At 61.7% G+C, this 12,202-nt stretch carries 11 protein-coding genes and 2 tRNA genes; 1 reads left to right on the forward strand and 12 read right to left on the reverse strand.

The window, feature by feature from the left end; translation table 11 throughout:
- Positions 1-2: 2 nt before the first annotated feature.
- The 7 genes from nuoF to ACFQ2F_RS09230 form a co-directional block, all read right to left on the reverse strand.
- Positions 3-1,304 carry an NADH-quinone oxidoreductase subunit NuoF gene (gene nuoF, locus ACFQ2F_RS09200; RefSeq protein WP_379088938.1) on the reverse strand — a complete coding sequence of 434 codons (1,302 nt, stop codon included), beginning with the start codon at positions 1,302-1,304 and terminating at the stop codon, positions 3-5.
- On the reverse strand, positions 1,304-2,101 hold the full coding sequence (gene nuoE / locus ACFQ2F_RS09205) for an NADH-quinone oxidoreductase subunit NuoE (protein WP_379088941.1): 798 nt from the start codon (positions 2,099-2,101) through the stop codon (positions 1,304-1,306). The genes nuoF and nuoE overlap by 1 nt, the downstream gene beginning before the upstream one ends.
- Positions 2,102-2,360: 259 nt before the next feature.
- On the reverse strand, positions 2,361-3,590 hold the full coding sequence (locus ACFQ2F_RS09210) for an NADH-quinone oxidoreductase subunit D (RefSeq protein WP_379090661.1): 1,230 nt from the start codon (positions 3,588-3,590) through the stop codon (positions 2,361-2,363).
- 11 nt (positions 3,591-3,601) lie between these two features.
- Entirely contained in the window at positions 3,602-4,051 is a 450-nt protein-coding gene (locus ACFQ2F_RS09215) for a thioesterase family protein (protein WP_379088943.1), read from the reverse strand.
- Positions 4,048-4,674, reverse strand: coding sequence for an NADH-quinone oxidoreductase subunit C (locus ACFQ2F_RS09220; RefSeq protein ID WP_379088946.1), 627 nt, complete (start codon positions 4,672-4,674; stop codon positions 4,048-4,050). The genes ACFQ2F_RS09215 and ACFQ2F_RS09220 overlap by 4 nt, the downstream gene beginning before the upstream one ends.
- Positions 4,675-4,701: 27 nt before the next feature.
- A complete protein-coding gene (locus ACFQ2F_RS09225; protein WP_379088949.1) occupies positions 4,702-5,277 on the reverse strand; it encodes a NuoB/complex I 20 kDa subunit family protein in 576 nt (191 codons plus the stop codon).
- Positions 5,268-5,633 (reverse strand): NADH-quinone oxidoreductase subunit A, encoded by a 366-nt coding sequence (locus ACFQ2F_RS09230; RefSeq protein ID WP_379088952.1) that lies wholly within the window; start codon positions 5,631-5,633, stop codon positions 5,268-5,270. The genes ACFQ2F_RS09225 and ACFQ2F_RS09230 overlap by 10 nt, the downstream gene beginning before the upstream one ends.
- A gap of 225 nt (positions 5,634-5,858) precedes the next feature.
- On the opposite strand from ACFQ2F_RS09230, the gene ACFQ2F_RS09235 reads away from it, so the two are divergent.
- Positions 5,859-6,773 (forward strand): methyltransferase domain-containing protein, encoded by a 915-nt coding sequence (locus tag ACFQ2F_RS09235; RefSeq protein WP_379088955.1) that lies wholly within the window; start codon positions 5,859-5,861, stop codon positions 6,771-6,773.
- A 57-nt stretch (positions 6,774-6,830) separates the two neighbouring features.
- On the opposite strand, the gene ACFQ2F_RS09240 is transcribed toward ACFQ2F_RS09235, so the two are convergent.
- The 5 genes from ACFQ2F_RS09240 to clpX form a co-directional block, all read right to left on the reverse strand.
- A tRNA-Asp gene (locus ACFQ2F_RS09240) sits at positions 6,831-6,907 on the reverse strand.
- A gap of 162 nt (positions 6,908-7,069) precedes the next feature.
- Positions 7,070-7,145, reverse strand: a tRNA-Val gene (locus tag ACFQ2F_RS09245).
- Positions 7,146-7,389: 244 nt separating this feature from the next.
- Positions 7,390-7,665, reverse strand: a complete 276-nt coding sequence (locus ACFQ2F_RS09250) for an HU family DNA-binding protein (RefSeq protein WP_379088958.1) — start codon at positions 7,663-7,665, stop codon at positions 7,390-7,392.
- Positions 7,666-7,859: 194 nt separating this feature from the next.
- Positions 7,860-10,298, reverse strand: a complete 2,439-nt coding sequence (lon, locus tag ACFQ2F_RS09255) for an endopeptidase La (protein ID WP_379088960.1) — start codon at positions 10,296-10,298, stop codon at positions 7,860-7,862.
- Positions 10,299-10,647: 349 nt separating this feature from the next.
- Positions 10,648-11,913: an ATP-dependent Clp protease ATP-binding subunit ClpX gene (gene clpX / locus ACFQ2F_RS09260; RefSeq protein WP_379088962.1), complete on the reverse strand. Its 1,266-nt coding sequence runs from the start codon at positions 11,911-11,913 to the stop codon at positions 10,648-10,650.
- Positions 11,914-12,202: the final 289 nt, after the last annotated feature.

Genomic DNA, 12,202 nt, shown 5'->3' on the forward strand with positions numbered 1-12,202 from the left:
GCTCACTCCGCCGCGACCGGCACGGAGGCCGGAATGGGTTTGGCCGCGTATTGGTCGATGCGCTCCTCGATCACGTGGCGGAAATTGCGGATGAGACCCTGGACCGGCCAGGCCGCCGCGTCGCCCAGCGCGCAGATGGTGTGACCCTCGACCTGCTTGGAGACGTCGAACAGCATGTCGATCTCGCGTTTCTCCGCCTTGCCTTCGGCCATGCGCTCCAGTACGCGCCACATCCAACCCGTGCCTTCCCGGCACGGCGTGCACTGGCCGCAGGATTCGTGCTTGTAGAAGTAAGAGATGCGCGCGATGGCCCGGACGATGTCCGTGGACTTGTCCATGACGATGACCGCCGCGGTTCCGAGGCCCGTCTGAAGGTCCTTCAGGGTGTCGAAATCCATGTCGAGATCGTTGCACTGGTCGGCCGGCAGGCAGGGCACGGACGAGCCGCCGGGAATTACCGCCAGCAGATTGTCCCAACCGCCGCGCACGCCGCCGCAATGGCGATCGATCAGCTCGCGAAGCGGGATGCCCATCTCCTCCTCGACCACGCAGGGCTCGTTCACGTGGCCTGAGATGGCGAAGAGCTTGGTGCCTGTGTTGTTGGGCTTGCCGAGACCAGCGAACCAGGCGGCCCCCCGGCGCATGATGTCCGGCACGGCGGCGATGGATTCCACGTTGTTGACGGTGGTCGGCGCCCCGTAGAGGCCGACATTGGCCGGGAACGGCGGCTTCAGCCGCGGCATGCCCTTCTTGCCCTCGAGGCTTTCCAGAAGGGCCGTCTCCTCCCCGCAGATATAGGCGCCGGCGCCGTGATGCAGGTAGAGATCGAAATCCCAGCCGTTCTTGTTGCCCTTGCCGATGAGGTTGGCTTCGTAGGCCTGGTCGATGGCTGCCTGGAGCCGCTCGCGCTCGCGGATGAATTCGCCACGGATGTAGATGTAGCAAGCATGGGCCCGCATGGCGAAGGAGGCGATCAGCGCGCCTTCGATCAGGAGATGCGGATCGTGACGCATGATCTCCCGGTCCTTGCAGGTGCCGGGCTCGGATTCGTCGGCATTGATGACGAGGTAGTTCGGGCGGCCGTCGGACTCCTTCGGCATGAAGGACCATTTGAGGCCGGTCGGGAAGCCCGCGCCGCCGCGGCCGCGCAAGCCCGACGCCTTCACCTCTTCGATCACGTCCTCATGGCCGCGAGCCAGGATCTCCTTGGTCCCGTCCCAAGCGCCCCGGGCCATGGCCCCTTTCAGCCCCCAATCGTGGAGGCCGTAGAGGTTGGTGAACATGCGGTCCTTATCGGCAAGCACTAGGAGTCATCCTTCTTGCTAGATTTTTCCCGCTCGGCGACCTCTTCGCCCTTCTCGGCAACCTTCTTGCCCTGGCCATTCTTGACAGGGTGCTCGGGCACGTCGGCTGCGCGCCGGTCGGCCGCCTTGGTGGGCTCCTTCGCCTCATCGTCCTGGAGCGGCGGGTTCACCGCGCCGGAATCTTCCGACATCTCGTAAAGCTCGTCGCTGGTCAGGCTGGTCGGACCGCTCGCCGGCGCCGATGTCTGGCGTCCGTTCTGAGGACCGGGGACGACCTCCCTGCCCTCCTTCAGCTCGTTCAGGATCCAGGCGAGCTTCTCGCCGTCGAGATCCTCGTAATAATCCTTGTTGATCTGGACCATGGGCGCATTGGAGCAGGCGCCGAGGCATTCCACCTCGATCCAGGAGAACAGCCCGTCCTCGGTAACGTGGCCGGGCTCACCGATCATCTCCCGGCAGGTCTTCTTCAAATCGTCGGCGCCGCGCAGCCAGCATGGCGTGGTGCCGCAAAGCTGCACGTAGTAGCGGCCCACGGGCGCCAGGTTGAACATGGTGTAGAAGGTCGCGACCTCGTAGACGCGGATATAGGCCATATCCAGCATGTCGGCGATGTAGCGCAGCGCCGGCTCGGGCAGCCATCCGCCCATCTGCTCCTGGGCGCGCCACAATAGCGGGATCACGCCGGAGGCCTGCTTCCCTTCGGGGTATTTTTCGAGCGTATTCTTTGCCCAAACGAGGTTTTCCGGTGTGAAAGCGAAAGCCTCGGGCTGCTCATCTGCAAGGCGTCGGACGCTCATGCGGCTGTCTTCTTATGCTCGCCTGCAGGCGGTCTCGTCTGCAAACGCGTTTGAAGGGGGCGGTCTCCGTCAGCACGTCGGCCCTTCCCAAAAGGCCGGTCCCCAAGCGGGGCGAAGCGAACGGTGAAGCACTCCCTAAATTGACGGCAGACGGCGATTTTTTGCCTTCCGCCAGAATCTCATCTCTCACGTTGCATCTTGCCTGTTGAGCCCGGTGAATCAAGGGGCCGAAACAGCGCGGGATGCAACTTACGCAAGCCTATCGGTCGACCTCCCCGAAGACGATGTCGAGCGAGCCGAGGATCGCCGAAACATCCGCCAGCATGTGTCCCTTGGACAGGAAATCCATGGCTTGCAGATGGGCGAAGCCGGGCGCGCGCAGCTTGCAGCGATAGGGCTTGTTGGTGTCGTCGGCGACCAGATAGACGCCGAATTCCCCTTTTGGCGCCTCCACGGCGGCGTAAACCTCGCCGGCGGGCACGTGATAGCCTTCCGTGTAGAGCTTGAAGTGATGGATCAGCGCTTCCATCGATTGCTTCATCTCGCCCCGGCGCGGCGGCACCATCTTGTGATTCTGCACCAGCACTTCGCCGGGCTCTGTGGTGAGCTTTTCACAGGCCTGCTTCATAATGCGGACAGATTGTCGCATCTCCTCCATGCGGATGAGATAGCGGTCGTAGCAATCGCCGTTCTTGCCGATGGGGATGTCGAATTCCATCTCCTCGTAGCATTCGTAAGGCTGGGACTTGCGCAAATCCCATTTGGCGCCGGAGCCGCGCACCATCACGCCGGAGAAGCCCCAGGCCCAGGCGTCGTCCAGATCGACGATGCCGATATCGACATTACGCTGCTTGAAGATGCGGTTGTTGGTGAGAAGCCCCTCGATATCGTCGAGCACTCCCAGAAACGGATCGCAGAAGGCATAGATGTCGTCGACGAGCTTGGGCGGCAGGTCTTGATGCACACCGCCGGGCCGGAAATAGGCCGCATGCATGCGGCTACCCGATGCGCGCTCATAGAAAACCATGAGCTTCTCACGTTCCTCGAAGCCCCAAAGCGGCGGCGTCAGCGCTCCGACATCCATGGCCTGGGTGGTGACGTTGAGGAGATGAGAGAGCAGCCGGCCGATCTCCGAATAGAGCACGCGGATGAGCTGGGCGCGCCGCGGGATCTCGACACCGACGAGGCGCTCCACGGCCAGGCAGTAGGCGTGCTCCTGGTTCATGGGCGCGACGTAGTCGAGCCGGTCGAAATACGGCAGCGCCTGCAGGAAGGTTTTGTATTCGATCAGCTTTTCGGTGCCGCGATGGAGCAGTCCGATATGGGGATCGACGCGCTCGACCACCTCGCCGTCGAGCTCCAGCACCAGGCGCAGCACGCCATGGGCGGCCGGATGCTGAGGGCCGAAATTGATGGTGAACTTCCGGTCCTCGGTATTCTCTGTCAGCGCTTCGGCGTCCTGCTTCTCGAAATCGCTATCGGTGGTCATGTTATCGGAGGTCATGCGCCGGCCTCTTCCGAATCCGCTTGTTGCACGGCTTGAAGCTTCTTCTGCATTCCGCGATCGAAACGCTCCCAGGTGACGACGAAGCGCTCGTGCTCGCCCTCCCCGATCACGCCGATGCCGTCATGGGCGCGGACATGAAATTTGAGACGCGGGCCGCGGACTTCGATGCATTCGGCATCGACAGTGACCGTTAGGCCGGGCGGCGTCGCCGATTGATGGGAGACGTTGATATGGGTGCCGAGGCTACCCTCGCCTTCGTCCAGATGGGGTGAGATGAGCTTGAGGCAGGTCCACTCCATGAGCCCGACCATGAAGCCGGTAGCGAAGACCTCCGGCATGGCCTGGAACTCCTCGGCCTCCGGATAGAGTTGCGGCACGGTCTTGGTGTCCGGGATCTTGTAGGAGAACTGCACCTGCAGGCCGGGAATCAGGGTTGGCCTCATGACTGCCGCTCCCCGGTTTCCGGATCGCCCGCCTTCTCATCGCCGGGAATCGCCTCGTCCATGCCCTCCCAGGGGCTCAGGAAGTCGAAATTGCGGAAGCCCTGCATGAGCTTCACGGGCTCGTAGACCACCTTCTTCGCCTCATCGTCGTAGCGCACCTCGACGAAGCCGGTGAGCGGGAAGTCCTTCCGAAGCGGATGGCCTTGGAAGCCGTAATCGGTGAGCAGTCGCCGTAGATCCGGGTGGCCGGAGAATAGCACGCCGTAGAGGTCGTAGGTCTCGCGCTCGAACCAGTCGGCGGCCGGGAAGACGCCGATGAGGCTCGGCACGGGCATCGTCTCGTCGGTGGTGACCTTCAGGCGGATGCGGTGGTTCAGGTCCGGGCTCAGCAGATGATAGACGACGTCGAAGCGCTCTTCGCGCTCGGGGTAGTCGGCGCCGCAAATATCGATGAGGCAGACGAAGCGGCATTTATCGTCGTCGCGCAGGAAGGTGGCGACCTCGACGATCTGGTCGCGGACCACATCCACGGTCAGCTCATTATACCGGACGCGATAGCCGGAAATGGAAGCGCCCAGCGTGTCGCTGAGATGCTTGCCGAGATCGTTCAGGGCGTCGTCCATGCTTAGGCTTACAGTTCTTATGCGACGCTACCGCTGAATGGTGCCGGTGCGCCTGATTTTCTTTTGGAGGAGCAGCACGCCATAGACCAGCGCTTCGGCGGTTGGCGGGCAGCCCGGAACGTAAATGTCGACGGGCACGATGCGGTCGCAGCCGCGCACCACCGAATAGGAATAGTGATAGTAGCCGCCGCCATTGGCGCAGGAGCCCATGGAGATGACGTAGCGAGGCTCCGGCATCTGGTCGTAGACCTTGCGGAGCGGCGCTGCCATCTTGTTGGTGAGCGTGCCGGCGACGATCATGACGTCGGACTGGCGGGGGCTGGCGCGGGGCGCGAAGCCGAATCGCTCGAGGTCGTAGCGCGGCATGGAGGACTGCATCATCTCCACCGCACAGCAGGCCAAGCCGAACGTCATCCACATGAGCGAGCCGGTACGCGCCCAGTTGATCAGATCGTCGGCCGTGGTGAGCAGAAAGCCCTTATCGGCCAGCTGATCGGAGAATTCGTCGAAACGCGAGACCTGAGGCAGCACGCGATCCTGAGGAATGCGCGGGCGGCCTTCAGCTTGCGCCTGATCGAGAATCGGGTCGTCGGTCAATCCCATTCCAGGGCTCCCTTCCCCCATTCATATATGAAGCCGATGGTGAGGATGCCAAGGAACACCATCATCGCCCAGAACCCGAACATGCCCACATCGTCGAAGGCGATCGCCCATGGAAACAGGAAGGCGACCTCCAGGTCGAAGATGATGAAGAGCAGCGAGACGAGATAGAATCGCACGTCGAACTTCATGCGCGCATCGTCGAAGGCGTCGAATCCGCACTCATAGGCGGAGACCTTCTCCGGATCGGGATTATTCGGCGCGATGAAGAACGGGACGAGCAGGAGAACGGCGCTGATGGCAAAGGCCACGCCGATGAAGATCACCAGCGGAAGATATTCTTGCAGCAACTCGTTCATGAAGCCGCCTCGCATGTCCCGGGAGCGGACCAAAGGCGTGAAAACTTCTGTCTGCTTCCCAGAGGCGAAGCGAGAGGTTTACGCGACCGTGCTCGCCCTCTTTCTTCGCCCGCAGACGTATCTATTGGTTAGCGCAGCGACGGGGGCAGACGCAAGGTGCCATGGGTCGCAGCGCAATCAATCATAGTCCCGAATTGGTCGAGGATTGTAGTAGAGGTGAGGAGCATGGATTTCCGAATCTCGGGCGATATGCTTGAGGCTCGTCGCTTATTGCCGCCTGATGCCGGGGGATACCAATTGACGGAATTGAGGATACTGCAGCCCTGCCCGGTCTGTGGGTCACAGTATACTGCCTATGTGCGCCAGGTGCCCACACGGCGGACTAACAGAGAGATTCCCCTCTACAGCTGCTTGGACTGCCAGAGCTTCTGGAACCCGTCGGGCTATCGTGAGGATGAAGCTCAGCTGCGCCGCGACCTCCAGTGGAACCTCTCCGTCCGCGATCGGAATACAGAAGCTGCGAATACCCTTTTCGACCGTCTCTCCCATGAAGGGATCGCGCCTCGCTCCGTGGCCGAGATCGGTTGTGGGATCGGGACGCTTCTCAATGTCGCTCGAGACCGCGGAATGGAGATTGTAGGCCACGACGTGAATGCTGTGGCGATCGAGCATGCCAAGACTGAATTCGGCCTTGCGCTGAGCTCCGCACTTTGGACGGCGGAAACGCCGACGCCGCCGGTCGATCTCTATCTCTGTATCATGGTCCTCGAACACATGGAGGACCCTGGGTTGCTGCTCAGGGAGCTTTGCAAAGCTGCGATGGCGCAACAGGCCGCCCTCTTTGTTTCGGTGCCTTTCCTCAACCGCAAAAAGTGGCACTTCATCCTGGAACCCGATCCGATGACGGCGGGCACCCCGTTCTTCGACAACGACGTCCATGTTACCCATTTTTCGAAGAAGGGCATGATAGCCGCCTTCGACCGATTCGGGTGCGCCGGGGCAAAGCCGTTCAGTGGCGGGTTATGGAATGGGGTTTTGTGGCAGCCGACCAGTGAGGCGACCAAGTCGGACAGCGCGACGCGTCTGTCATGGCTGAAGTGGCCCTGGAAACGCAACGCAGAGGCACAAGCGCGGAGCTGACCTTCATTCGACGCTACGTCTCGAAGCGCCGCCAATTTCTAAATCTTTTAGGGGAAATGGCGGGAGTGACGGGACTCGAACCCGCGGCCTCCGGCGTGACAGGCCGGCGCTCTAACCAACTGAGCTACACCCCCGCGGTGCCCTAATCGCAGCTTCGCGGCGAGGGCTTCCAGCGTGTAAGGCTTCCGATTCCCCAAGTCAACAAAACAGAGCCCGTGATGGACATCTATCCGTCATTTGTTGGTTGGTGAACGATGAAAGTCCCTGCCTCGCGCGATTTCTTGGGACGCGAAGCGTGGTGGGCGGTGAGAGGATCGAACTCCCGACATCCACGGTGTAAACGTGGCGCTCTACCAGCTGAGCTAACCGCCCGTCTCCGGCATAGATTCGCTATCGTGCTTCGCCACGCAAGCTTTGCGTGGGCGCTGCGCCATACGGACGCTGCCTAAACCGCCGCTGCCGAAAACTTTTCTAAAATCCGAACTGTGTGTTCGCTTGGTGTCGGGCCGAGAACATCACCCGCCCGGCGAAACGCAGGGCGCGAGCTTCGGCAGACGCCACCGTCCCTCAGGGATCGAGGGAAAGCCGCCCAGGCGCTTGCGCCTGGGCCAGCAGGCTAGCTGTTGCAGGCTTCCTTCAAAGCCTTGCCGGCGCGGAACTTCGGCACGCGGGACGCCGGGATCTCGACGGCCTCGCCGGTGCGCGGGTTGCGGCCGGTGGAGGCCTTGCGATCGGCGACCTGGAAATTACCGAATCCGACGATGCGGACGGTGTCGCCATTCTTCAGCGCAGACTCGATGGTCTTGAAGGTGGCGTCGACAGCCTTCTCGGCGGAGTCCTTCGAGATATCGGATTCCTTCGCCACTTCGGCTACGAGGTCAGCCTTGTTCATGGTCTATCCTTTCGTTCGGCCCCAAACCTCTGCCGCGCACCCGGGGCCGGCGGGGTGCGAAAGCGATTCTAACAAATGTGCTGTATGACTGGCCTAGAAAAGGCGGAAAATCAACAAAAATGGTCCGACTCATTCGCTGAGCCGGACCATAGAGAAACGACATTTTTGGGGCAGAGTTCACACTGCCTGTTTGTTTAGTGCGCGGTGAGGCCCGTGGAGGGGTCTTCGTTCTTCGGCGGAACGACCTCCTTGCCCTCGCCGCCGTCCTCAGACCATTCGATCCGCTGGGGCGGATGCACCAGGGCCAGAGGCACGACTTCGTCCATGCGCGACACCGTCTTGATATCGAGCTTGTTCTTAATCTCGTCCGGGATCTCCGTGAGATCCTTGGCATTCTCCTCCGGGATGATCACCGTCTTGATGCCGGCCCGAAGCGCTGCGAGCAGCTTCTCCTTCAGGCCACCGATGGGCAGCACCCGGCCACGGAGCGTGATCTCGCCGGTCATGGCGACATCGCGGCGGACCTTGATGCCGGTCATCAGCGAGATGATCGCCGTCACCATGGCGACACCGGCAGACGGCCCGTCCTTCGGGGTCGCGCCCTCGGGCACGTGGACGTGAATGTCCCGCTTCTCGAAGAGCGGCGGCTCGATGCCGAACTCGACGGCGCGTGAACGCACATAGGCGCTCGCGGCCTGAATCGATTCCTTCATCACGTCGCGCAGATTGCCGGTAACGGTCATCTTGCCCTTGCCGGGCATCATGACGCCTTCGACGGTCAGGATCTCGCCGCCGACTTCCGTCCAGGCGAGACCGGTAACGACGCCGACCTGATCCTCCAGCTCCGCCTCGCCGTAGCGATATTTCGGCACGCCGAGATAGTCCTCGAGATTCTCTCTGGTGATCTCGATGGAGGTCTTGTCCGAGGTCAGCAGCTCCTTCACGGATTTCCGGGCCAGCTTGGCCAGCTCGCGCTCCAGATTCCGCACGCCCGCTTCGCGGGTGTAGCGGCGGATCATCTCCATCAGCGCGGCATCGTCGAGGGTCATCTCATCCTCTTCGAGGCCGTGAGCCTTGATCTGGGCCGGCAGCAGATGCCGGCGGGCGATCTGCACCTTCTCCTCTTCCGTGTAGCCGGCGAGCCTGATGATCTCCATACGGTCCAGTAGGGCCGGCGGAATGTTTAGGGTGTTCGCCGTCGTCACGAACATCACGTTGGACAGGTCGTAATCGACCTCCAGGTAATGGTCGTTGAAGGTGTTGTTCTGCTCCGGATCGAGCACCTCGAGCAGCGCCGAGGCCGGATCGCCGCGGAAGTCCGCGCCCATCTTGTCGATCTCGTCCAGCAGGAAGAGCGGATTGGTCTTCTTCGCCTTCTTCATGGACTGGATGACCTTGCCGGGCATGGAGCCGATATAGGTCCGCCGGTGACCGCGGATCTCCGCCTCGTCACGGACGCCGCCCAGGCTCATGCGCACGAACTCGCGGCCCGTGGCCTTGGCGATGGAACGGCCAAGCGAGGTCTTGCCGACGCCGGGTGGTCCGACCAGGCAGAGGATCGGTCCCTTCAGGGCGTTGGTCCGGTTCTGGACGGCCAGATATTCGACGATGCGATCCTTGACCTTCTCCAGGCCGAAGTGATCCTCGTCCAGGACGTTCTGGGCGTCGTCGAGATCGCGCTTGACCTTGCCCTTCACACCCCACGGGATGCCCAGCAGCCAGTCGAGATAGTTGCGGACCACGGTGGCCTCGGCCGACATGGGGCTCATCTGGCGGAGCTTCTTCAGCTCGGCCATGGCCTTCTCGCGGGCTTCCTTGGAGAGCTTGGTCTTCTCGATCTTCTCCTCGAGCTCGGCCAGGTCGTCGCGGCCTTCCTCGCCGTCGCCGAGCTCCTTCTGGATCGCCTTCATCTGCTCGTTCAGGTAGTACTCGCGCTGCGTCTTCTCCATCTGACGCTTTACGCGGCTCCTGATCTTCTTCTCCACCTGGAGGACGGAGATCTCGCTCTCCATTAGGGTGAAGACGCGCTCCAACCGCTCGGAGACCGAGGTGATCTCGAGGACCTGCTGCTTCTCGGAAATCTTGATGGCGAGATGGGAGGCGATCGTGTCGGCCAGCTTCGAGTAGTCCTCGATCTGGTTCAGGGTCGCCAGCACCTCCGGCGAGATCTTCTTGTTGAGCTTCACATAGCTCTCGAACTGGCTGATCACGGACCGAGCCAGCGCTTCGATCTCGTCCTCGGTGCCCATCTCCTCCTCGACCGGGGAGATCTTGGCTTCGAAATACTCTTCCTTGTCGGTGAAGGAGTCGATCTCCGCCCGCTTCGTGCCCTCGACCAGCACCTTCACGGTGCCGTCGGGCAGCTTCAGCAGCTGCAGGACGGAGGCCAGCGTGCCGACACGGTAGATGCCGTCGGCGCTCGGCTCGTCGTCATTGGCGTTCTTCTGCGCGGCAAGCAGGATCTGCTTGTCGGCGCGCATCACCTCTTCCAGGGCCGCAATGGACTTCTCGCGTCCGACGAAGAGCGGAACGATCATATATGGGAAGACTACGATGTCCCGCAGCGGAAGCACGGGATAGATCTCCTGCCCGCCGCCTGTTTCGAAGTCTTGGGTTTCGGTCTGGTCAGTCATATTAATCCTGTCGGCAGTCCATTTGCGATGGTGGGCGGCGGCAATGGTTCGGCCTTGCACTCGCCCTTCGGTGATCCTCCCCCAGGATCGGGTTCCGCGAACATGTCCCGGCTGGCACCGGGATCGGACAGGCGGGGTACGCGCCAATCATCCACGGCTGTGTTAAATGGCGACCACGAAGCGCGAATTCAAGGAGACCGCCGGGGAAGCGAGATCGGGGTTTTCGCCCCGATCTCATGTGCTTAGACGGCGAACAGCAGACGAGTGCACATGTCGCGCCGCGTTTCCGCCATGATGGCGGGGATTCGGCGCCAGCAGCAAGTGTTTACGGGCGTGTATACCCGCGTCTTTAGGCGCTGGTGCCGAGTTCCTCGTGACGCTCGGAGTAGATCCGCAAGGGCCGTGCCTTGCCTTCGACCACCTCCGGGCTGATGACCACTTCCTCGACGCCCTGCATGCTCGGCAGCTCGAACATGGTGTCGAGCAGGATACCTTCCATGATGGAGCGCAGGCCGCGGGCACCAGTCTTCCGCTCGATCGCCTTGCGGGCGATGGTGCGGAGCGCCTCCTCGGCGAAGGAGAGCTGAATGTCCTCCATCTCGAAGAGCCGCTGATACTGGCGGACCAGAGCGTTCTTCGGCTCGGTCAGAATCTGGATCAGCGCATCCTCGTCGAGATCGTCCAGCGTGGCGATGACAGGGACACGGCCGATGAATTCCGGGATCAAACCGAATTTCAGCAAATCCTCCGGCTCGACCTCCTTCAGGATGTCGCCGGTGCGGCGCTCGTCGACACTGCCGACCTTGGCGCCAAAGCCGATGGAGGTGGAGCGGCCCCGGCCGGAGATGATCTTCTCAAGACCGGCGAACGCGCCGCCGCAGATAAACAGGATGTTGGTCGTGTCCACCTGCAGGAATTCCTGCTGCGGGTGCTTGCGTCCCCCTTGCGGCGGGACAGCTGCGACCGTGCCTTCCATGATCTTCAGAAGCGCCTGCTGCACGCCCTCGCCCGACACGTCGCGCGTGATCGAAGGGTTGTCGGCCTTGCGGCTGATCTTGTCGACCTCGTCGATATAGACGATGCCGCGCTGGGCACGCTCCACATTGTAATCGGCCGACTGAAGAAGCTTCAGAATGATGTTCTCGACGTCTTCACCGACATAGCCGGCCTCGGTCAGAGTCGTGGCGTCGGCCATGGTGAAGGGCACGTCGAGGATGCGGGCGAGCGTCTGGGCGAGCAGCGTCTTACCGCAGCCCGTGGGTCCGACCAGCAGAATGTTCGACTTGGCGAGCTCGACATCCCCGTTCTTGCCGGAGTGGTTGAGCCGCTTGTAGTGGTTGTGGACGGCGACGGAGAGGACGCGCTTGGCGTAGTCCTGACCGATGACATAGTCGTCGAGCACCTGGCAGATCTCGACCGGCGTGGGGACGCCGTCGCGAGACTTCACCAGCGAGCTCTTATTCTCCTCGCGGATGATGTCCATGCAGAGTTCGACGCATTCGTCGCAGATGAACACGGTCGGTCCAGCGATCAGCTTGCGAACTTCGTGCTGGCTCTTGCCGCAGAAGGAACAGTAGAGAGTGTTTTTGGAGTCGGTTCCGCTCACCTTGCTCATTCGCCTATCCAGTTCTTAGCTGCTGCTATTGCAGACGGAAACGGTCAGCCTGCGATGATTCGGCCTGTTATCCTTGCATGAAAGTTCCCGTTTCGGGGAAGGATATCAATCTGGCGACCCCCACCATACCGCAATCTGATCATGGTAGGTTTCAGGGATCAAGGATTGATTAATCGGGTGCTTCCGACTGTCGCCGGCCGCATCCAGGCTTAACCAAGCCACTCTTTCAGAAGGAAAATCCGCGCCACCCGCATCTGCCGGCGGAGGGGGCTTTTGCCGGTCCGAACCC

This window comes from Methyloligella solikamskensis (assembly GCF_042676065.1).
GTDB classification, from domain to species: domain Bacteria; phylum Pseudomonadota; class Alphaproteobacteria; order Rhizobiales; family Methyloligellaceae; genus Methyloligella; species Methyloligella solikamskensis.